Origin of the sequence: Variovorax restrictus, from assembly GCF_051216715.1 — a bacterium.
Taxonomy (GTDB): domain Bacteria; phylum Pseudomonadota; class Gammaproteobacteria; order Burkholderiales; family Burkholderiaceae_C; genus Variovorax.
This window is the reverse complement of record NZ_JBPJZH010000003.1, coordinates 293,167-313,058: the sequence shown is the minus strand read 5'-3', so window position 1 is coordinate 313,058 and position 19,892 is coordinate 293,167. Positions and strand designations below refer to the sequence as shown.

The 19,892-nt window shown below is 62.4% G+C and carries 19 protein-coding genes; 12 read left to right on the top strand and 7 right to left on the bottom strand.

Annotation, left to right across the window (positions count from 1 at the left end; all coding sequences use genetic code 11):
- The 5 genes from ACSFA0_RS20945 to ACSFA0_RS20925 all read left to right on the top strand — a co-directional run.
- A partial coding sequence (locus tag ACSFA0_RS20945; protein WP_435436046.1) for an IS3 family transposase occupies positions 1-89 on the top strand: 89 nt, incomplete at its 5' end.
- Between the two features lie 1,040 nt (positions 90-1,129).
- Positions 1,130-1,441: a helix-turn-helix transcriptional regulator gene (locus ACSFA0_RS20940; RefSeq protein ID WP_435452218.1), complete on the top strand. Its 312-nt coding sequence runs from the start codon at positions 1,130-1,132 to the stop codon at positions 1,439-1,441.
- 10 nt (positions 1,442-1,451) lie between these two features.
- Positions 1,452-2,321: a phage antirepressor KilAC domain-containing protein gene (locus tag ACSFA0_RS20935; protein WP_435452217.1), complete on the top strand. Its 870-nt coding sequence runs from the start codon at positions 1,452-1,454 to the stop codon at positions 2,319-2,321.
- Positions 2,321-3,115 (top strand): hypothetical protein, encoded by a 795-nt coding sequence (locus tag ACSFA0_RS20930; protein WP_435452216.1) that lies wholly within the window; start codon positions 2,321-2,323, stop codon positions 3,113-3,115. The genes ACSFA0_RS20935 and ACSFA0_RS20930 overlap by 1 nt, the downstream gene beginning before the upstream one ends.
- Before the next feature lie 2 nt (positions 3,116-3,117).
- On the top strand, positions 3,118-3,816 hold the full coding sequence (locus tag ACSFA0_RS20925; RefSeq protein WP_435452215.1) for a DUF6475 domain-containing protein: 699 nt from the start codon (positions 3,118-3,120) through the stop codon (positions 3,814-3,816).
- Between the two features lie 654 nt (positions 3,817-4,470).
- On the opposite strand, the gene ACSFA0_RS20920 is transcribed toward ACSFA0_RS20925, so the two are convergent.
- Complete coding sequence (locus ACSFA0_RS20920; RefSeq protein WP_435452214.1) at positions 4,471-5,454, bottom strand: IS5 family transposase; 984 nt, start codon at positions 5,452-5,454, stop codon at positions 4,471-4,473.
- Positions 5,455-5,808: 354 nt separating this feature from the next.
- On the opposite strand from ACSFA0_RS20920, the gene ACSFA0_RS20915 reads away from it, so the two are divergent.
- Positions 5,809-6,015, top strand: coding sequence for a hypothetical protein (locus ACSFA0_RS20915; RefSeq protein WP_435452213.1), 207 nt, complete (start codon positions 5,809-5,811; stop codon positions 6,013-6,015).
- Positions 6,016-6,031: 16 nt separating this feature from the next.
- On the opposite strand, the gene epsE is transcribed toward ACSFA0_RS20915, so the two are convergent.
- Together epsE and epsL are read right to left on the bottom strand one after the other, a co-directional pair.
- On the bottom strand, positions 6,032-6,847 hold the full coding sequence (epsE, locus tag ACSFA0_RS20910) for a polysaccharide export protein EpsE (RefSeq protein WP_435452212.1): 816 nt from the start codon (positions 6,845-6,847) through the stop codon (positions 6,032-6,034).
- 23 nt (positions 6,848-6,870) lie between these two features.
- Positions 6,871-8,070: an XrtB/PEP-CTERM-associated polysaccharide biosynthesis outer membrane protein EpsL gene (gene epsL / locus ACSFA0_RS20905; protein WP_435452211.1), complete on the bottom strand. Its 1,200-nt coding sequence runs from the start codon at positions 8,068-8,070 to the stop codon at positions 6,871-6,873.
- A gap of 292 nt (positions 8,071-8,362) precedes the next feature.
- On the opposite strand from epsL, the gene ACSFA0_RS20900 reads away from it, so the two are divergent.
- The 6 genes from ACSFA0_RS20900 to ACSFA0_RS20875 are packed head-to-tail and all read left to right on the top strand — an operon-like array spanning position 8,363 to position 14,900.
- Positions 8,363-9,037, top strand: coding sequence for a sugar transferase (locus ACSFA0_RS20900; protein WP_435452210.1), 675 nt, complete (start codon positions 8,363-8,365; stop codon positions 9,035-9,037).
- A 37-nt stretch (positions 9,038-9,074) separates the two neighbouring features.
- On the top strand, positions 9,075-10,202 hold the full coding sequence (locus ACSFA0_RS20895; protein WP_435452209.1) for a glycosyltransferase family 4 protein: 1,128 nt from the start codon (positions 9,075-9,077) through the stop codon (positions 10,200-10,202).
- Positions 10,202-11,551 carry a glycoside hydrolase family 16 protein gene (locus tag ACSFA0_RS20890; RefSeq protein ID WP_435452208.1) on the top strand — a complete coding sequence of 450 codons (1,350 nt, stop codon included), beginning with the start codon at positions 10,202-10,204 and terminating at the stop codon, positions 11,549-11,551. The genes ACSFA0_RS20895 and ACSFA0_RS20890 overlap by 1 nt, the downstream gene beginning before the upstream one ends.
- Positions 11,548-12,855, top strand: coding sequence for a hypothetical protein (locus ACSFA0_RS20885; protein ID WP_435452207.1), 1,308 nt, complete (start codon positions 11,548-11,550; stop codon positions 12,853-12,855). The genes ACSFA0_RS20890 and ACSFA0_RS20885 overlap by 4 nt, the downstream gene beginning before the upstream one ends.
- Before the next feature lie 13 nt (positions 12,856-12,868).
- Positions 12,869-13,921, top strand: coding sequence for a glycosyltransferase (locus ACSFA0_RS20880; protein WP_435452206.1), 1,053 nt, complete (start codon positions 12,869-12,871; stop codon positions 13,919-13,921).
- 46 nt (positions 13,922-13,967) lie between these two features.
- On the top strand, positions 13,968-14,900 hold the full coding sequence (locus tag ACSFA0_RS20875) for a hypothetical protein (RefSeq protein ID WP_435452205.1): 933 nt from the start codon (positions 13,968-13,970) through the stop codon (positions 14,898-14,900).
- 64 nt (positions 14,901-14,964) lie between these two features.
- On the opposite strand, the gene ACSFA0_RS20870 is transcribed toward ACSFA0_RS20875, so the two are convergent.
- From ACSFA0_RS20870 to ACSFA0_RS20855, 4 genes are all read right to left on the bottom strand, one after another.
- A complete protein-coding gene (locus tag ACSFA0_RS20870) occupies positions 14,965-16,194 on the bottom strand; it encodes a lipopolysaccharide biosynthesis protein (protein WP_435452204.1) in 1,230 nt (409 codons plus the stop codon).
- A 64-nt stretch (positions 16,195-16,258) separates the two neighbouring features.
- Positions 16,259-17,572: a Gfo/Idh/MocA family protein gene (locus ACSFA0_RS20865; protein WP_435452203.1), complete on the bottom strand. Its 1,314-nt coding sequence runs from the start codon at positions 17,570-17,572 to the stop codon at positions 16,259-16,261.
- On the bottom strand, positions 17,569-18,660 hold the full coding sequence (locus ACSFA0_RS20860; RefSeq protein ID WP_435452202.1) for a Gfo/Idh/MocA family protein: 1,092 nt from the start codon (positions 18,658-18,660) through the stop codon (positions 17,569-17,571). Before ACSFA0_RS20860 ends, ACSFA0_RS20865 begins: the two co-directional genes overlap by 4 nt.
- A 12-nt stretch (positions 18,661-18,672) precedes the next feature.
- A complete protein-coding gene (locus ACSFA0_RS20855) occupies positions 18,673-19,845 on the bottom strand; it encodes a glycosyltransferase family 4 protein (protein ID WP_435452201.1) in 1,173 nt (390 codons plus the stop codon).
- Between the last annotated feature and the right edge of the window lie 47 nt (positions 19,846-19,892).

Here is a 19,892-nt window from a genome sequence, read left to right as displayed (position 1 = left end):
TCCGCTGGTACAACGAGAAGCGGATCAAGATCTCTCTCGGCTCCCTCAGCCCGATCGAATACCGGGTGAGCCTTGGACTTGCGGCATAAACCAGTCCAAGTTTTTATCCGCACCCCCTCGGCTAAGAACTCGGCGCAGATCGAGATCCGATTTGCATCAGGAACCTGTGGATGGCGCGCCAGCGAAGCCCGCCGGCCGCGCAGGCGTCTGTGCGTCCGCAGCAAAAGCAAAGGCCCGAAGGGGCCGAGGAGCCGGGATCGATATGCGCGATGGTCGACGTTTATTCGCTCGCAACGTCCATCGTCTCCGGTGCTTCCACTTCTAACGGCAAGAGCGGGGGTCACGGGCGCCCATTTCTGTGGAAACCCCGTTGGAAACCTCACCGTGGAAACCTCGCGTCAGGCCATCCACCGCAGTTCAACACTAAGGCGTGCGGGTCGCGGCTTGGAGAGTTTGATCATCACCAGGTTCGCGCAGGTATCGGTTGCCATTCCACTGCTACTGATCTGCGTTAGGCACGGCACGGCACATGAGCTCGCTCTGAAGATGCACTTTTTCTGACGACGATCTTAAGGACGTCTACTTTCCCTAGCAGTCCGAGTCTGTGTGAGGACTGAGCCATCCGGAAGAATGGTGACCTTCGTCGCTCCGAGTGGCAGAAACCGGACATCGGTCCAATCGCCAGGGTGAGGTGCGGGCTCGTAAAGGCCACGTCCTACACGCAGCACTCGCCCGGCTTTGATCAGCGTTCTGAGGCGGTCATCCACCGTCGTTTCAGACAATCGCAGCGCATCCAGTAGATCGACTCGAGACACCTGCAAACGCCTGCCACCTTTCCTATGTAGCAGACAAAGGGCATCCAGCACTGCAAGGCTTGTTGCGCCATGCGGCGCACGAATTTTGGCAGTGTTGCGCACCAGGAAATCTCAGAAATAGGAATGGGACGGGCGTGAGTAATAGTAGCGTCACTTCGTGTCATTTCAGCCCATCAAATCTCAGAAACGTACCCCCCGTAGGGTTTGGCCCCAGAGGCTTGATCCGGGACATTCACTCTGTGCGCACTATCACGCAATCGCACAGTAAGCAGCCGAAGGCCACGGCGGCGCACTTTGCCTCACAGGAATGACGAATGACCAAACACGCCCAACCCAAGGCCCCTAAGCGCCAAATCGTATTGCCCAGGGCGACAACGACGCTCAGCGCGGTTGCAATCCCGAGCTTTGACGATCTGCCGGACTCCGCACTGGTACGTCAATCGCAGCTGGTGCGCGATCCGAAGTATCCGACCCGCCCAACGCCGCTGCCTTTCAGCGCTGCAACTTTCTGGCGAATGGTGGGGAGCGGTGCTTTCCCTCGGCCCATGAAGCTGTCCTCTTCCATCACCTGTTGGCGAGTGAGCGACGTTCGCGCATGGATCAATTCGCGAACGGCGGCCGTTTAAGGGAGTGGCAATGCACACAGGCACCACCCAAAAAGAATGGCCCACCGTGGACAGTCCCGTGGTGGGCCACGCAGGCACGACGGGAAAAGTACTGAGCCCGGCAGACACCGAAAGCCAGCGCTTTGCGCCGGCATCGCGTGAAGCAGGCCAAGGCGAAATGTTGGCCGCACTCAATAGAAGGGTGCTTCGAGCGGATGTCAAGGCCACGCTTGTGATGAGCAGCCGCGAGATCGCGGATTTGGTCGAGAAGCGCCACGACAATGTCAAACGCACCATTGAGGATCTCGCTGGGCGCGGCTTGGTCCAACCTCAACTTGAGGATGGACAATTCTCCGATGTGATGGGCCGTGCTCGTACCGAATCGGTCTATCGGATCGGCAAGCGCGACAGCTACGTCATCGTCGCGCAGCTGTCGCCCGAGTTCACCGCGCGCCTCGTCGACCGCTGGCAGGAACTGGAGGTGGGCGCAGGCGCCGTTATCCCGCAAACCATGGCGCAGGCCCTGCGCCTCGCCGCAGAACAGGCCGAACAGATTGAGGCTCAGGCCGAGCAGCTCGCAGCCGCAGCACCCAAGGTTCAGTTCGTCGACGACTACGTGACGTCGACGGGCAACAAGGGATTTCGCGAGGTCTGCAAGGTGCTAAAGGCCAACGAGCGCGCATTCGGAAGTTGGCTCGAGAGCGCCGGCATCATGTACCGCCTGGCAGGCGAGCGCATGCCCTATGCCGATCACCTCAAAGCCGGCCGCTTAGTTGTGAAGGCCGGTACCGCTAAGGAAAGCGGCCATGCGTTCAACCAAGCCAGCTTCACGCCCAAGGGCGTGGCATGGATCGCGGGTAAGTGGGCGAAGCACCAGCTCTCCGGCGAGGAGACAGCGTAATGGCCGGCGATTGGATCAAGATGCGGGCAGGCCTTCAGACCCACCCAAAAGTTGTCCGCCTCACGTCTGCACTGAAAGCGGACAAATTGCGGGTGATTGGGGGATTGCATGCGGTCTGGTGTTTGTTCGACACGCACTCGGAAGACGGCGCGCTCGACGGATATACGTATGAAGTGATCGACGACGAGATCCGCTGGAAAGGCTTTTCCGCCGCCATGGATTCGGTCGGCTGGCTCTCCGCAATCGGCGACGGATCCTCCGCGCTGCCCGAGTTCGACGAGCACAACGGGCAGTCGGCAAAGCGGCGCGCCCAGGAGACGAAGCGCAAGCGCGACGAGCGCAAGGCTGCCGAAATAGCTGGAAAAGGCGACCGCAATCCGCCCGCATCGGATGCGGATAAACGTTTGGCTGAGGAGCGGTCCAGAGAAGAGAAGAGAAGAGAAGAACATTCCGTACCTATCGGTACGGGCGGCGCTGCCGCCAGCAAGCGCGACAGGACTCCCGCCGAACTAAGGAAATCCGAACTCTGGCGCGCGATTAAGGAGATGCTCGTCGAGTCCGGGGAGTCGAAAGACATGAAGGCGGCCGGCGCGATCGTCGCCAAGGCCATCGCTAAGTTCGACGAATCTACCGCCCTGGCCGCCGTCGAGGCCACGCTGCACAAGCGCCCGGCCGGCGTGATCGCCTATCTCGCGGCCGCTTGCCAGCAGGCAGTTGGCCAGCGCCTTAACAAACAGGAAACGTTGGAAGCCGGCAATCTGGCCGCTGCCGAGCGTTTCGCCATGGAGGATTGACTATGCAAGCATCGGACAAAAAGGAGTTCGCGCTGCTGATCGCAGCCGTCTACGCCTACCACCGGCAACCGTGCTCGGATGCCCTGATCGGCATGTACTGGCGTGGCTGCCAGCGGTGGGATTTCGGCCAGGTCCAGCAGTCGATTGACCGTCTCACGCACGACGCGGAGGCCGGCAGGTTCCCACCGAAGATCGGCGACCTGACCCGCGTGCTGGAGGGCACGCACACCGACCGCGCGCAGCTTGCGTGGGGCAAGGCGCTGCAGGCGATGCAGTCGGTCGGCGCGTATCAGGACGTGATCTTCGACGACCCGGCCACGCACGCGGCGATCGAGGACATTGGCGGATGGCCGAAGGTGTGCCGCACCGAAGCCAAGGAACTGAGCTACCTGCAGCGCCGCTTCTGTGAATCACACAAGGCCTACACCGGCCGCGGATCGTTCGTCTACGCGCGCATGCTTGGCGGTGATCGCTCGGGCGACGACACGTATGCGCAGAAGGGCCTGCCGCCGCCCAAGCCCGCGTTGGTCGGCGATCCGAAACTGTGCAAACTGGTCTACGAAGGCGGCAACGCCACGGGCAAGTCGAAGATCACCTTCGCGTCTTTCGGCGCGCTGCCCGCGGTGGCGCTGCCGCATCGCCAGGCCGGCAACGACGACGTGATCGACGCAAGGCCGCTCAACATCGAGGACGCACCATGAAGAGTACTTGATGCCGACACCAGGAAGATGGCCGCCGATCGCCGGACACCACCATCGTCAGTCGCGCTGCCGTATTGGTAGGGCGCTGATATCCGCAGCAACACGGTCGTGAGCCCTAAACGATTAGCAGCGATGCGCCGCGTCGACGCCACTAGGCCCGGCTCGCTTGCGGCACCTCCCGTACAACCCCGAGCACACCCCGGCGCGAGCGCCCGCGCACATCAGCGCCAGCTTGACCCGCTTGCATGTGAGATGTTCAGCAGCAGACTCCGGATTGACCAGGACTTCCGTGGTAACCGCCTTGGTAACCTCTCTTTCTGGTAACCAGCCGTGGACAACGCCGCGTGCCCGCTTTGGGCCTAGTCTCACGCGCCGCCCAAGCCGGGTGCCCCCTTACGCCTGTTCTGCAAGCAATTCGTCCACATTCAGACCTTAGCCGTGCGAGCTTTTGGCCTAGTGTTGACTACCCTGAGCCTGTCAACGCCCACTAATGAATGGGCGCTTCTAGGGATGGTCTGCATAACGCGTCAGCCATCGAGACTGATCTCGTAAGTTGACGGCGACGCTTCCAAGTGGCTCGATCAAGCAGGCGCGGCAGCGCTTCGCGAGCGTTTCGCCGCTCCGGCGAGCCCGATTTGCGCGTCGCAGACGCACTCATCCCCCAACCTGCATCAATCGCCCGCGCGCCATCCACAGGTTCGACAACGCGAACAGCGTGGCCATCTGTGCCGTGTTCTTCGCCAAGCCGCGATAGCGCACTTTCGTGAACCCGATTTGTTGCTTGATCACCCGGAAGGGATGCTCGACCTTGGCTCGGATGCCGGCCTTCATCTTCTCCACGCGTTCGGCCAGGGACTGCGGTTCGATGAACGGATTGAGAAGCCTGCGCTTGCCCGGGCGCATCGCCACATACCAGGTCGGCCCTGCGGCCTCCGCGCGCTTGTGCACGCCCTGGTAGCCAGAATCACCGAAGGCCGCGTGCTCCTTGCCGTGCAGCAGTGCCCCGGCGACGTTGATGTCACTCGCATTCGCCGCCGTTCCCACCACCGTGTGCACCAGCCCCGACGCGCTATCCACACCAATGTGGGCCTTCATGCCGAAGTACCACTGGTTGCCCTTCTTGGTCTGATGCATCTCGGGGTCGCGCTCACCTTGGGCGTTCTTGGTCGGACTGGGTGCCGCGATCAGCGTGGCGTTAACCGCCGTGCCGGTGCGCAGCAACAGACCCTTGGCTTGCAGGATGTCGTTGACCACGCGCAGCATGTCAACAGCTAGGTTGTGGGCCTCCAGCAGATGGCGAAACCGCAGGATCGTGCTCTCGTCGGGCAAGCGGCTCACGCCGTCACCCAGGCCCGCGAACTCCCCGTACAACGGCACATCGTGCAATGCTTCTTCCATGGCCGGGTCGCTCAACCCGAACCACTGCTGCAGATAGTGAATGCGCAGCATCGTTTCGATGGCAAGGGGCGGGCGTCCCGTCTTTGCTCGCGGACTGTGCGGCTCGACGATCTGTACCAGCGCACTCCAAGGCACCACCCGATCCATCTCGTCGAGGAACTCGCGCTTGCGCGTCTTCTTCATCGACAGGCTCAGGCCCAGCCCCAACTGATTCGGGGAAGATGCGCGTTTGGCAATCATGGCTTCAGATCATGCAAGGCATGGGCCAGGTTTGCAGACCATCCCTAGTTTGCGCTCACGGCCAGTGAGGCACGCGGGGCGCCTCGCGGCGGCATGCCCGCTATCAGCCGGCAATCAAGAGCCTGGCTAGCTCGACCGTTCTTATGGAATGCTGGGCCAACAGCTCGACGAGCTCCTCCCCCTCGACCACCTCCACGCTGAGCTTCTTGGCTTTCGCCTTGGCGTTCGCGTTAGATTTTTGATTCGTCAGCGCAGTTTGCGAGCAAGGCCCTAACGGCGCGCCCCGCGGGACGACCCGCGCGACAATATTCCGCTGCGCTCACCCCGGCGCGCGCAACCAAAGACGGAGACAAGATGACATTGTTTGAATTGGTCAGGCAGACGCTCGACAAGCTGCATGCGTCTTGCATTTTCGTTTACGGCAACGCCGCCACGGCCGACGCCGGAATCGCAGCGCGCCTGGCCTATCTAAGCCGAAGTTACGGCGACTTGCACAAGCAAGGCGGCCCGGCCATTCAATACGCGGACCCCGCGACCCGCTTCGCCTACGTATTCCGGTAGCCCCGCCAGCGCTCGACTAGAAGAGGCTTTCCCGAACGTAGATCACGTCGTTGGGTTGCAGCAGGTCGCCGAAGACCGGCCTCACCTCCTCGATGACGCCGCTCGCGTTCTTGCGATGCAGTCGCAGCCGGCTTTCGCTGCCCCGGGTCGTCGGACCGCCGCCGGTGGCCAGCGCCTGCATGACGGTCATCCCGCGTTCGATGCGGTAGGCGCCCGGCTTCTGCGCTTCTCCGTAGATGTAGAACATCGGCGCGCGCGGCACGAACAGGCTGTCGCCGGGCGCGACCTGGATGTTGTCGCTGCGTCGACCGTCGATGAAGAGCGAAGGAACATCGATCACCTTTCGGAACGGCTGGCCCTCGCGCGTGCCGGTGAGGATGACGACATCGTCTCCCGCCGCGGTGGCGCCTCCGGCCTTGGCGAGGATGTCGGTGATCCGGAGGCCCGAGGTCTCGAGAGGGAACTGTCCCGGCTTGCTCACTTGGCCCAGCACCGAGACCTGGCTGCCGCGCACCTGCACCAGGACGATGTTGACCTGCGGCTGCTTGACGAAGCCGCCCGTGAGCAGCGCGTCCGCGATCTTCTTTTCCGCCGCAGCGATGCTGAGTCCTCCCAGCTGGACCGACCCGATCAGCGGATAGCTGATGACGCCGGTCTCGGAGACCCGTGCCTCCACGTTTAGGTCGGGGTTCTGGAACACCTGAACGCGAATCGCGTCGCCTGCGCCGAGCAGCAGATCGGACGGTGATTGGGCCCACGCAGGCACGGCGCCCCACACGAAGGATGCAAGGATCGATGCGACGGTAAACCGGAAGATAAAGGAGAAGGTCATGGCGATGGCGGTGGGTCTGGCGTTCAAAACACGAGGCGGGCCGAGATGCTTGCGCCCGTGCTCTCGAATGCGAAGGCCGCGTAGTTGGACGTGTTCTTCATCCGCAGAAGCATGAGGGAAACGGTGGCCGAATTGAGCGCCTGCCACTCGACCCCGAAGGAGGCCAGCTGAAAGCTGTCGCTTCGCGCGGCTCCCGCGCCCGCCGCTAACGGCGACCCGCCGAAGCTGCGCTGGGCGTATTCGAAGGTGCCGAGGACACTGATGCGCGACGTGGCCTTCCAGCGCGGCTTGAGGATGACCCGGTCGGAGATCACGTAGTTGCTGATATCGCTCTGGTAGTTGATCAGTTCGCGGCGCAAGGCGGCGTTCAGGCTCGTCTTGCCGGTGATGTCCCACTGGACGCTGACGTCGGCCACGGGTCCGTCGAAGTCACGGCGGGAAAAGGCGTCCGGGTACTTGCGGCTCAGATGGCCCACGGTGCCGTACAGGGTGGTCTTCGCGGTGAGCACCCACGACGCCTGGAGCTCGTGCAGCTGGTCGTCGAAACGGCCGGTCCCGGCCGAGCCGAGATCCAGGCCGTTGTTGGACTCGCCATCGCCCTTCCTGAAGCGGTAGCTCACGGTCGAGCCGGACGGAAAGACATAACGCAAGCCGATGAAGACGCCTTGCGCTGACCGGTCGCCGTCGAGCACGCCCGGGACCTCGTTCGTGCGGCGAACCGAATCGAGCCCGGCCAGCATTCGAACGGCGGCGCCCAAGTCGGCTTCGCCTTCGACGCGCGTCGTCTTGTCCGTCCGCACGTTGCGGGTGGTGTAGGTGCGGTAGTCGGAGAAGCTGTTGAGCACCTGGTTGCGATCGGTGGTGATCGTTCCGCGGATGCGCGGGGTCAGGCTCCATTGCCACGCTGCGCCGTAGTTGAAGGCGTTGAAGCTCAAGTAGCCGAAGTTCTGGTAGTGGTAGTTGATGAGGCTCCCGCTCAACTGGAAGCGCTGGAGCGAGTATGTCTTGTCGAGCGACAGGGCCACCGACGTGACGCCGATCCGCTCGGAGAGCGTCGAGCTTCCGAGCGCGGTACGCGAATCGGCGCTGTCGGGCAGACGGAAAAGATTGCTGTCGAATTGCATGGCATAGCCGACAGACAGGTTGACGGTGTCGGCCGCATCAGCCCAGGCGGTGGTCATGCAGAGGCACGCCAAGGCCGGAATGAATACCAGAGGACGCATGCGGCTCGATGTAGTACTAAAGAATAAGGGCGCACATTAGCGCCACGCCCAGTGAAGCGTCAACCGGTGCGTGTCACTGTGAAACATTTGTAGCAAAAACGATACGAAGCGAGTTTTGTACAACTTATTGTTTCATTTCGCCCGCTGATGAAGGACAATTCTCACACGGCGCGGCTTGACCACGGTCAAGGCCACTTAACTCTGATGGCTTGAAGTTTGCTGTAAAACTTTCCACGTACTCAGACTTCCTTGCGTGTACCACGGTGTAGCTACCTGTTGAAAGGAAAGTGTTTTGGATGCCTCCAGTTTTGTTGCTGGTGTTGTGGACCGCCACCCTCCAGTTTCGCGCGCGGCACTGTTGGAGCATGCTTCGCTGAGGGTCAATCAACTCCTCGCCTTGCTGCTTCTGGCAGCGTTCAGTCCGACGCTTCTGGCCATCAGCGTGCTGCTCTGGCGAGCAAACGGAGCACCCCTCCTATTTGGCCATTACCGCGTCGGCAAGGACGGGAAGCTGTTCCAGTGCCTTAAATTCCGAACCATGCGGCGTGACGCCGACAAGATCTTGGCCGACCTGCTTCGCAGCGACGAAAGCTGTCGCGCAGAGTGGGCGCGGGATCAAAAGCTGGTCCACGATCCGAGAATCACGCGGATCGGACACTTCCTGCGAAAGACCAGCCTAGACGAGCTGCCGCAGTTGCTCAACGTGCTTCGTGGAGAGATGCGCCTGGTAGGCCCGAGACCCGTCACCGTGGTCGAGCTGAACCGTTACGGAAGCGTTCGCTGGCACTACGTCAGTGTGCCACCAGGCATCACTGGGCTCTGGCAGGTCAGCGGCCGCAACAACACGACCTATGCCGAGCGCGTCGCCTTAGACCGGCAATACGTGGAGTGCCGCTCCATGCTGGTCGACGCGAAGATTCTTCTAAAGACCATCCGTGTAGTGCTGCTCCGCGAAGGTGCCCGCTAGGGGTCGCGGAACTTAGTTGAACCCAGAGACTTACACGATGGAGGGCGACAGCCGGCACGTGGTGACACACGATCTGACGATTCTTCATGTCGTCGGACCGGTGACCGACGAGGTCTTCAGTTTTCTGGGCCCGGCCACTCGCAAGCTGGCGCGTTCGGGCCATCTCCAGTCGATCGTGGTGGTCGACATGCCGCAACTCCATCACAACGTCGAGCAACTGGACGAGGTCGCGCGGTTGATCCGGGTTCCCCGCTTCGCCAATCCGCTGAAGCAGTGGAACGCTCTCTTTTCGGCCTGTCGTGCCCAGATCCGAGGCGAGGCATTCGACGCGCTGCACGTGCACGGCCTGATCCCCTGCATCCTCGCGTCGGTCGCGCTGCGCTGGGCGTCGTTGCAGACGCCGATCCTCTACTCGCCGCACGGGTCGCGATCCATCGGCGCGTTGCGCCTGGCCGGACGACTGGCCATGCTGGCTGCGCACCCTGTCGTCCGACCTTTGAGGAGTTCGGCCATCGTCACCGTGCCCCGCGAGGCCCAGGCGCTCGACACCTCCTGGGGATCGACCGAACTGATCGAAAGCCCGGTAGACGACGTATTCTTCACGATCGCCCGTGCCGAAGCGCCGCGGCCGCTGATCGTGACCGGCGGCAGGCACAACAGCGCCCGCAGCGTCGAGGTCTTCTCGCAGCTCGCCGTCCTGCTGAGCGGGGAGGAGCTCGGGCTGGGCTTCCACTGGCTAGGGACCGTAAGCGAGGCGTCGCGCAAACGGCTCGCAGCCGCGGACGTCGACGTGCGGCCGATCGCGGACAGCCGGGGCTACGCCGATGCCCTGTCCCGGGGTTGGATGTACGTCGCGCCCTGGTCGACCCGGGGATTTCCTCTCTTCCTCGTGCAGGCGATGGCCGCCGGCCTGCCGTGCGTCGCGCTCGATTGCGAGCAGCACCGCGAAGTGATCAAGAACGGCGTCACCGGCTTTCTGTGTGCCTCGGAGCAAGAGATGGTGCGCTGGATTGCGGCCCTCGTCGACGATGCGGCACTGCGCAAGATGATCGGGACGGCGGCGCGGAACGTCGCGATCGCGCGCTTCGGCGAGGCGGAATTCGGCGAAAGGCTGCTGTCGGCATATCCGCTGCAGTCCATGCGAACCGGGCAGGACGTCTCGTGATGGCACAGGCATCGTTCACGCCGGCGCCACTTCGGCGCGCCTTCATGCTGGCGGGTGCCCTGCTGGCGCTCGCCTCTGCGGCCGCGACGCAGGAACGCGGGACGGGCCGGCGAATCGTGGCGATCGATGCCCCGGGCCGCAGCTACGCCGACTGGCGCGAGGAACAGCGGCCGCTGCCGCCGCGTGAAGCGAATGGCGCTTCTTCCAGCGCGCAAGGGTACGTCTGGGTTCAGACCCTCGACCCTGGCCAGCTCGAGCCGGGTGAATCGTACGTGCTGCGACTGCGGGCCGATCCGGGCTCTGCGCCGGGGTCGGTCTCGGTCATCTTCAGGTACCCCCAGGGCAACGAGAGCTTTCGGACATACCGCGCGGGCTGGGACGGCGAGACGTCCATGGCCGACGTCGAGCTGTCGTTCGTCGCGCCGGCGTTCAGTCGCATGGTTGAAGTGCAGCTCGCGAAACGCGGCCCTGAGGACCTCGACTTGCGCGCGATCGCCTTGCGCAAGCGGTCGACGCCGATCGTCCAAACCGAGCCCGTGCGCGGCAATGAAGCGTCCTTCGTGCCCAGGGGCTATCGGCTGGTGTTCAACGACGAGTTCGACGGCGCTGCGCTGAACCGATCGAAGTGGTTCACGCGCGGCATGAACGCCAACGAGTCGATCGACCACCTGAAGGATGAAGAGCAGCGCTACCGGGACAACCACAACCACGTCGTCTCTTCCGGCCGACTGCACCTGGTCGCGCGGCGCACCGGCGAAGGCGCTTACGAGTCCGGGATGATCCGATCGGACTGGACCGTGCGCTACGGCTACTTCGAAGCCCGCGTGAAGATGCCCGCGGGCCGCGGCGTCTTCCCGGCCTTCTGGCTGAGCCCGGACGTCGGCGCCGACGGCTCCCAGGGCTGGCCGCCGGAGCTCGACATCTTCGAATACGTGAACAACGGCGTGGAAGACACGAGCGACATGGTGCATACCGGCGTCATCGACCGGCCCGGCACGACCAGCCCGTTCGTCTACGCCGACCCGATGTTCAACCGGCAATGGTCGTACTGGAAGGCGCCCTTCGCCTTCGATCGGTCGTGGCACACCATCGGCGCGGAGTGGACCGAGGACTCGTTCTCGACCTTCGTCGACGGCAAGAAGATCGTCGAGCGGAGCTATCGCTGGCAGTTTGCCGACGGTCGCCTGGCGTCGAAGGCGCACGTCATCCTGAACCTGGCCATCGGCGGCGCGTGGGCCGGCCGGCACGGCATCGAGGACAGCAAGTTTCCGGCGAGCTTCGAGATCGACTGGGTGCGTGTCTACCAGTTGCCCCAGGCCACGATCGATCGCGCAGGGCCGCAGAAGTGAGCAACGCCGAAAACACATCGATCGCATCCAAGGCGCGTCGCGCGTTGTTGTACGCGCCGCTTGGCTTGTCGATCCTGCTGGCGAAGATCAGCCTGCCGCCGATCGCCGCCATCGGCCTGGGGCTCGGCTTGCCGCTAATCTTGCTCGGAACCGCGATCGCCATTCTGCTCGGAGCGTTCCGGCTGCACGTCAGACGGCTTTCGCTCTATTTGCTCCTGGTTATCTGGGCCTGCGGAATGCAGTTCTTCGGAAAAACGTTTTCCGTTCTCTCTTTGTGCTTTCTTCTGGCGATCCTCTTTCCCTACGTATTGGTGATCTCGGAAAAGCGGCGCCGCGTGGAGAAGACGACGGGCGTCCAAGAAGCATTCGCCCGAGTTGGCCTCGTGCTCGCCATCCTTGGAATAGTTCAATATGGGGCTCAATTCATATTGGGGCCAAAGGTTGCTTTCCCGATCGAGCATCTGGTTCCCAAGGGCTTTCTGATCGAATCTTTCAACTATCTGAATGCCATCGCCTACGGCTCGCCGATCTTCAAGAGCAACGGCGTATTTTTTCTAGAACCCTCTTTCTACAGTCAGTTCCTCGCCCTAGTGTTGCTGGTGGAACTTTCGGGAACGCTGCGCCTGACACGCATCATGATCGTGCTGACCGCGATGGCCTGCACTTTCTCCGGAACCGGCCTCCTCGTTCTCGGTGCCGGACTGGCGGCGCTCACGTTGATCCATCGACGATTCGCTCTCATCGGGATCGCGATATTGGCCGGCATTCTGATCCTGACGTTCGACGAAACGCTGGGTCTCACGCTTTTTCTCGAACGCAGTCGTGAGTTTTCTACTGTCGGGACGAGTGGGTTCGACCGATTCGTTTCATGGACATACATGCTGCAGGATCAATTCTGGAGCGACGACGCGAAGGTCTGGACGGGCAACGGAGCCGGCACCTTCGCGCAGCAAGCAGCGGTCGCACGTTACAGCGTGTGGGAATCCTCGTTTGCGAAGATGCTGTACGAGTATGGATTGCCCGGCCTCTTTCTTTACTTGTCCTTTCTCTTCTATTGCATCGTGTCGAGCACCGCATCGACCGCTGTCAAGGCAGGGCTCATGACTTGCATCTTCATGAATGGACCGTATTCGGAATTCAATGCGGGGATTTTCTTGACGCTGGCGTTGTGGTCGACGAGCGGGCATCCGGCGGTTGGAAAAGGCGAGACCGCACGCCCGTCGCACCCGAAGAAAAGCAAGAACGCCGACTCCGCGACGCTCGGTGTTGCTTGGTGGTCGAGTCGACGCTTGCCTCGTCACTGAATGCAGGATCAATATGGACAAGAAGAAAATGAGATGCGCTATCGTGCTTGGCGAGGGAAAATACGAAGACGAATTCGCGGGGTATTCCGGCGAGCCCGGACCACGGCTGGAATTCATCGAGATCGCAAAAGCGCTCGATGCCGACGTCATTTCCTACTGTTCGGCGGCAGCCTCGAGAGGAGCGCCATTTACCTCCCTTTTCGGGCGGTACAAGAAGGTCGGCTCGGCGATGAATGCGGCGATGCTCGCTGCGAATTACGACCGTCTCTACGTGACGGCGGAAGGGGTGGGCTTGCCGCTGGCGATCCTGCTGAAGGCTCGTCGATGGAAAGGCAAGATCGCGTGCGTGTTCCACAATATGTCCTGGCCTACCAAGAAACGCGTGATGGCGTGGCTCGGTCATGAAATGTTCTGTGCACTGATCACCGTCAATCGGCGTCAAGCCGAAATCCTGACCGCGGAATGTGGAATGCCGACTGCCAAAGTCATTCCGGTATTCAATTGGGTCGACGACAAATTCTTTTCACCACACCACGTGGCCAAATCTGTATCGATGCCATTCGTGATGGCTTGTGGCGCAGAGAATCGGGATTACGACACTTTGGCACGCGCCGCCGACCGGATCAAAGTCAATGTAGCGGTTTACGGGCATGGTTTTTTGGCAGAGAACAGAAAAGCCAAGAACTCATCGCCGAACCTGAACTATATGGCGCGTGTCTCCTATCCTGAGCTCCGCGATGCCTATTCGGCCTGCTCGATCGTCGTGGTCCCCTTGAACGACGTCGCTTATGCAGCCGGCGTGACAGGCATCGTGGAGGGCATGGCGGCCGGACGACCGATGATTGTCACCGCCTCGCGCGGAATCGAGGAATACATCGCCGCTTTCGACCCCGTCACGGTGGTGAGGCCAGGGGACGATCAAGGGATGGCGCTTGCAATCGATCGCTTGCAACACGACGAATCGATGCGGCAGCGTCTCGGTCAGCAAAATCGCTTGCTCGCCGAGGAAAAATGTTCCGTCGACAAATATGCAGCGATGGTCGCTGCTCGCATGGCTGCGATCTAGCCTTCGACTCGCACGCCGCACGAATCCCGGACCGAAAAGAGAATATATGGCTGCTTTTGGCCCATTGCGAAAGCTGCGGCGTTTCCTGCCGCTGACCTACAAGCAAATTCAACCCTCGCGGTCGGTCGACCTCGATCCCGCAGTCGAAATGCGGCCAGGCTATTTCCCGACCAATCCAAGCTTCGTGAAGGTCGCGCAAGGTCGACTTGCCTATGTCAGGGGGGTCAACTACATCGGGGGCTCGAGGGGAGCGGGTCCAAGCTTTACCGTGGGTGATTCGTATCACAGCATCGCCAGGTTCGTGTTGATGGAAAACGGGGCGACGGTCCGTACGTTCCTTCGGCTGGACGAAGCATTCGAAGGAGCGGAGGACATTCGTCTTTTTGCACATTCCGGCGAGCCGTGGTGCGTATATTCCCAGCCGGGGCCCGACGGTCGATGCACCATGGCGCTAGCGCGAATCGATCTTGAGTCGGAGACGGTCACTTCGGCGTTGCTCGCTTCCCCGTTCGGTTTCGATCAGGAAAAGAACTGGTCGCCGTTTTCACACGATGGCGCCATCCATCTTGTCTACAGCTTCAACCCTCTGATCATCCTGAAGGTCGATGAGACTGGCAGTCGTGTCGATTTCGTCGACCCCGAGGTGGCGAAGGTCGACACGGCCGCGTTCGAATTCCTCGATGGCGGATCGGGCGCCGGCGTATCCGTCGCGAACGAATACTTGTTCGCAGTGCATCGCCGCTCGGTGCGGCTCCCGGACATGCGAAGAATCTACGTTCACCGATTCGCGCGCCTTTCGGCTCGGTTGGACACGGTTCGTTGGGGTCCGTACTTCGTCATCGGAAAACCTGAAGTCCAGTTCGTCGCCGCGATCGAGATGAGCTCCAGCGGGGCTTGCGAAATGAGCTTTGGGCGCTCTGACCGGCACGCCTGCCTTGCAGAGCTGAGCGCCAAAACAGTGGCGCGATTGCTCCCCTAGTCGACGGTCGAGATCCGCCGACCCGTTCCACCGGACTGGGGCGAGATTCGATCGCCATCGGCGGCTAATTCTTGCGGCGGAGCACCCTCAGGGCCGTAACGCCGAGCATCAGGCCAATTGCCAGTTCGGCACAGGCGCGGGCAACGGCCGAGCCGAGCGCGCCGTACGTCGGAACCAGGACTATCTGTGCTCCCAATGTCACCAGCAGCGCGACAAAACTCGTGCGGATGAGCAGGGACGCCCGTCCGGCTTGAAGAATGATGAAGTTCGAGACGGAGAGCTGAAAGGCCATCAGGGTTGCCACGACGCAGAAGCATTGGGCCACAGGAATGGCGCCCCTGAATTCAGGCCCGAGAAAGCGTTCGATGATTGGACCGATCGCTAAACCCATGACGATCGATCCTGCAAACGTCGCTGCCGTGATGCATGACACGATCTTGATCGACAGCGACCAGTCCGGCGAAGTTCCTTGGACACGTCGGGCAACGACCGGGCTGAGCGCCGACGTCGCAGCCGGCACCAAGGCAGTCAGAACGATATTGACCTTTTCGGCCAAGCCATAAAACGCCGTTTGGTGCGGATTTGACAAAACGGATATCAAGATCGGCGTCGCTGTCGCATAGATTGCATAGGACGCGCGCTCGATAAAGTAAGGGAAGGCATCGCGAATTGCTTCGACCGCGCCTGCCCATCTCAAAGAAAGCTTCAAGTAATTGCGCCGGAGCAATATCCATCCGGCTAGGGTGGTGCTCGCACCGGCAGAGGTTTGCAGCACGGCGACCAGCCACATCTGATCCGACGACTGGATCAAGAACAGGACGAGAACCAGCTGTATAAACTGCGGCACCGCTTCCAGGAGCACTGCGACGACACCGCGTTGCAACCCCTGGAAATACCATCCGAACGTCATCCCATAGAAGAAAACCGCAATGGCTCCGGCTGCCACGGCGAGGGGCTGTCGACCTGCGAGTCCCAGCGCATACGTTCCCAGCAAAAAACAAGTAATTGCCAACGGAGCCAGCAACAACTTCGCGCTCAAGATGCTCGATACCGCTCTGCTCAGTTGTTCTGGCGTCTCGGCTCTCGCGGTGATATTAATGGCAAAGATGTAGAAGCCGAACTCCATCAGCAAAACAGCAGTCCAGACCGTCGAATTCCAAAGCACGTAATCGGCAAAACCGGATGGGCCGAGTGTCTTGGCCAGATAGGGTGCGACGAGGACGGGCGAAAGGAATCGCACGCCGTACTGCATCAGGTAGAGCAGCAGGTTTCGGCGAGCCAGATTGATGGGCATAGCTGGAATGTGAGCTCGAGCGATCCGCTTCGTTCTGGAGCAGGGCACACGCGCTCGTCGAAACTCACCGCTTGTGCAAGGTCGCGACCGTGCCGACCAGCAGGCGCTCGAACAGGCGCGGACGGTAGCTCGCTAGGTAGTCGCGCGGGCTGCGGCTCACGTCGTCCAGCGGGCCGATCGGCGCGAACGTGGTGGTGGGCACCTGCGCCATCCCCCCGGGGCCGGCGCCCTGGATCAGCAAGGTCAGTTCGTTGAGGTGGATGAGGAAGTCGGGCGGCATCGGCTGGGGGCGATCTTCCTGGATCGCACGGACCATCTCGGCAATGCCGAGCAGCTTGTCCTGGGCATAGATTTCCTTGCGGCGCAGCCAGCTCACGAATCGGTGCTTCAGCGAGCGCCCCACGCCCTTTTCGACCTCGACCGCATGGGACTTCCAGCGGCGCACCAGCGGCATCCTCCGTCCGCCGGCGCCAAAGAGCCGGCCGAGCAGGGGCTGGGTGCGCAGCGTGTAGGCCTTGCGCGCACTGAGGCTGACCCGCGAGAAGCGCTCCAGGTGGACGGGCGTCTGGTCGTGAAAAGCGTTGTCCGCCGAGATCTCGCCCTCCTCGCCGATGATGCGCATCCGATGGTCGCGCGGCGAGACCCACGTGCAGGTGATGCGCGCGGCGACGCCATTGGCGAAGTGAAGGCAGGCGACCGAAAAATCCGGCGTATCGGCGGGCGACAGCGGCGTGTCGGTCTTGTGCGCGACCAAGGCGTTCGAGAAGGCGGTCACCGAAAGCGCCGGCCCGAACATGGCGCAGATCCAGACCAGGTGGTAGCCGACGTGCTCCACGGTGCAACCTTCCTGGAACTCCTCGACGTAGGGGAATGGCGCCCCGGTGGGGCTCTGGACTTTCTCGAGCTGCATCAGGTGCGCCGGGTTGTCGTCGAGTTCGGCGTAGACCACCACGGGCTTGCCGATCGCGCCGTCGCGAACCGCCTTCCACAGGGTGCTCACCGCGTCGCAGTAGAGGTTGCACGGTGCACCGGTCAGGACCAGCCCCCGCTGCCGCGCCAGCGCGAAGAGCGCCTGGGTCTGGCCCAGGTCGGTGGTCGTCGGCTTCTCGGAGTACACATGCTTGCCGGCTTCCAGGGCGCGTCGGACGGTGTCGTAATGCGACCGGATGCTCGTGAGGTTGACGACGATCTCCACCTGCGGATCGGCGAGCAAGGCGTCGTAGCTCGGATACACCTCGAAGCCGTAGTGACGCGAGATCGTGCTCGACCGCGCCGTGTCGATGTCGAAGATGCCGCAGACCTCGAGCTCGGGATGTGCCCACTTCGTGCGCATGTAGATGTCGAACACGTACCCGCATCCGACGAACGCGATCTTCATGCGGAAGCACTCCTCGTATCTGGTGAATCATGGATGGCGGCGCGGATCAGGTCGATAGTCGACGCCACGGCGATGCTGTCGCTCCATGGCATGACGTCGCTCTCGATGGCGCCCCGTTCGATGCATGCGCGCACCTCGTCGGCCTCGTAGTGATAGCCATTGCCGGCGTATCGATGGTCGATGCGCGTGCCGTGCTGTCGGCTCGACCTTCCAATGCGCTGTGCCAGCTGGTGGACGAGCCCGTGCTGCCGAAATCGGTCGCGCCAGCCGAAGCCGGCCCGGTCCGCTCCACGCGGGAGTTCGTGCGCCACCTCTATGCCATGGGGCCGCACGATGGATCCGCGAAAACCGACCATCCCTTCGGTGCCCATCACGTGGAAGGCGTCGGGCGCCCAGGCGCGCACGCTCACGAAGAACGACCCGACGACGCCGCTTTCATAGCGCAACTGGAAGGCGGCGTCCTCATCGACGCCGGTGGCGCCGATGGTGCCCGTCGCCTGCACGAGCGTGGGTGGGCCGAACAGCCACTGGGCCATCGAGAGTGGATAGGCGCCAAGATGCGCCAGGGCGCCGCCCCCGAGGGCCGGGTCGAAGATGCCGCTGGCCCGATCGGGCACCTGCGAGATCCCGAAGTTGCCGGAGACCATTCGAACGGTGCCGACGCTCGACGTGGCCAATGCATCGCGCAGGGCCTGCGCTGCAGGCAGAAAGCGCGTCCACATCGCCTCCATCGCGAACACGCCGTGCGCGCGCGCCGCGTCGGCGATACGTCGGGCATCGGCTGCGTTCGAGGCGAACGGCTTTTCGATCAACACGGGATGACCGGCCTCGATGCACATCAGCGCATGGGCCGCGTGCTCGGACGGCGGCGTGGCGATGTAGATCGCATCCACGCCGCCCTGCCGGGCCGCTTCGGCGTACCCGCCGATGGCCCGCCCGATGCCCATGCCGGCGGCGAAGCGCTCAGCGTTCGCCTGCGAACGGGAGGCGATGAAGCTCGCCTGCGCATCGCGCGCCGCGGCGAGCCCAGTCACGAACTTGGCGGAGATGGCACCGGTGCCCAGGATGCCCCATCGAAAGCGGCTCATGTCGTGCACGAGTCAGGCGTGGGCCAGCATGGCGCGCGCATAGAGCTGATCCGTCTTCTCGGCGATCTGCTCCCATGTCGGAATCGACTTGCCGAGCGCCCGGACGTCGGATCCCATCCTGGAACGCAGGCCCGGGTCCTCGACCAGGCGGGTCAGGGCCACGGCGAGCGCATCGGGATCTTCCATCGGCACCAGGAAGCCGTGCTTCCCGTCTTCCACGAGTTCGGCGAAGAGCCCGATCCTCGAAGCGACGATGGGCCGGCCGATGGCCAGCGCCACCATCAACACGCCCGACGCATCGATCTCCCGGTACGGCATCGCCGTGATGTCCGAGGTCTCGAACATTTCCAGCACCTCGTCGTCATCGATGAATCGAAGGTCCCATCGGATCGAGTCCTCGACATCCAGCTGCCTCGCACGCGCGAAGAGCGGTTCGGTGTCCATCAGCGGCTTGCCGGCGATTCTCAGGCGGATCGCGGCGCGGGAGGGCATCGGGATTTTGGCCAGGGCCTCGATCAGGATGTCCGCGCCCTTGTAGTGCTTCAGATACCCGAAGAGCAGGACCGTGACCGGCTCGCCCACGGCCTTCGATGCAAGGGGCTTGATCGCGCCCGACATCTCCTTGCCGAGCAGGCCATGCTCGATGCGCACGACGTTCTTCGGGTCGACACCGTGCACGCCGAGCGCCGCACGCGCCTTCTCGGTGTGCACGATCAGACAGTCGAAGGACTTCATGATCTCGATCGAGCGCATGCCCTGGAGCCGGGACGAAGGGCTGTTGTTGAAGGGGGACGAATCGTGCACGGTCAACACCACCGGCGCGATGCGACGCAGCGCCGGGATGAAGAGCCGATCGATCACCGGCAGTGGCGTCCACTGGAAGTGGATGACGTCGGGCTTGTCCTTGCGTAGCCGCAGCCACAGCCCGACGAGCGAAACAATGTGCGACGCACCCTTCAGGGCCAGGAAGATCGATCGCGGCAGCGACTTCATGATCGCGGTCTGAAAGCCCGGATAGAAGACTTCCTCGACATAGGCGATGCCCTTGCCCGGTTCGCCTTCTTCGAGGAACTTGGTGTACAGCACCGCGTCGTGCCCGAGCGCACGCAGCCCTTCGACCAGCGCCCGGTCGTACGGCCAGGTGAAGCAGGACGGATCGATCACGGCGATCTTCTTGGTCGACATGCGAGGTCCGGGAATAGGCGGTTGAGAGATGAGGGTCGGCGTTGGAT

Excerpts from the sequence above, each read along its gene's own strand:
- ACSFA0_RS20935 (WP_435452217.1), top strand. The coding sequence starts at position 1,452 with ATGCACACAGGCACCACCCAAAAAGAATGGCCCACCGTGGACAGTCCC.
- epsL (WP_435452211.1), bottom strand. The coding sequence starts at position 8,070 with ATGCGTCCTCTGGTATTCATTCCGGCCTTGGCGTGCCTCTGCATGACC.
- ACSFA0_RS20940 (WP_435452218.1), top strand. The coding sequence starts at position 1,130 with ATGACCAAACACGCCCAACCCAAGGCCCCTAAGCGCCAAATCGTATTG.
- epsE (WP_435452212.1), bottom strand. The coding sequence starts at position 6,847 with ATGACCTTCTCCTTTATCTTCCGGTTTACCGTCGCATCGATCCTTGCA.
- ACSFA0_RS20915 (WP_435452213.1), top strand. The coding sequence starts at position 5,809 with ATGACATTGTTTGAATTGGTCAGGCAGACGCTCGACAAGCTGCATGCG.
- ACSFA0_RS20865 (WP_435452203.1), bottom strand. The coding sequence starts at position 17,572 with ATGAAGATCGCGTTCGTCGGATGCGGGTACGTGTTCGACATCTACATG.
- ACSFA0_RS20890 (WP_435452208.1), top strand. The coding sequence starts at position 10,202 with ATGGCACAGGCATCGTTCACGCCGGCGCCACTTCGGCGCGCCTTCATG.
- ACSFA0_RS20920 (WP_435452214.1), bottom strand. The coding sequence starts at position 5,454 with ATGATTGCCAAACGCGCATCTTCCCCGAATCAGTTGGGGCTGGGCCTG.
- ACSFA0_RS20925 (WP_435452215.1), top strand. The coding sequence starts at position 3,118 with ATGCAAGCATCGGACAAAAAGGAGTTCGCGCTGCTGATCGCAGCCGTC.
- ACSFA0_RS20930 (WP_435452216.1), top strand. The coding sequence starts at position 2,321 with ATGGCCGGCGATTGGATCAAGATGCGGGCAGGCCTTCAGACCCACCCA.
- ACSFA0_RS20860 (WP_435452202.1), bottom strand. The coding sequence starts at position 18,660 with ATGAGCCGCTTTCGATGGGGCATCCTGGGCACCGGTGCCATCTCCGCC.
- ACSFA0_RS20880 (WP_435452206.1), top strand. The coding sequence starts at position 12,869 with ATGGACAAGAAGAAAATGAGATGCGCTATCGTGCTTGGCGAGGGAAAA.
- ACSFA0_RS20875 (WP_435452205.1), top strand. The coding sequence starts at position 13,968 with ATGGCTGCTTTTGGCCCATTGCGAAAGCTGCGGCGTTTCCTGCCGCTG.
- ACSFA0_RS20870 (WP_435452204.1), bottom strand. The coding sequence starts at position 16,194 with ATGCCCATCAATCTGGCTCGCCGAAACCTGCTGCTCTACCTGATGCAG.
- ACSFA0_RS20855 (WP_435452201.1), bottom strand. The coding sequence starts at position 19,845 with ATGTCGACCAAGAAGATCGCCGTGATCGATCCGTCCTGCTTCACCTGG.
- ACSFA0_RS20895 (WP_435452209.1), top strand. The coding sequence starts at position 9,075 with ATGGAGGGCGACAGCCGGCACGTGGTGACACACGATCTGACGATTCTT.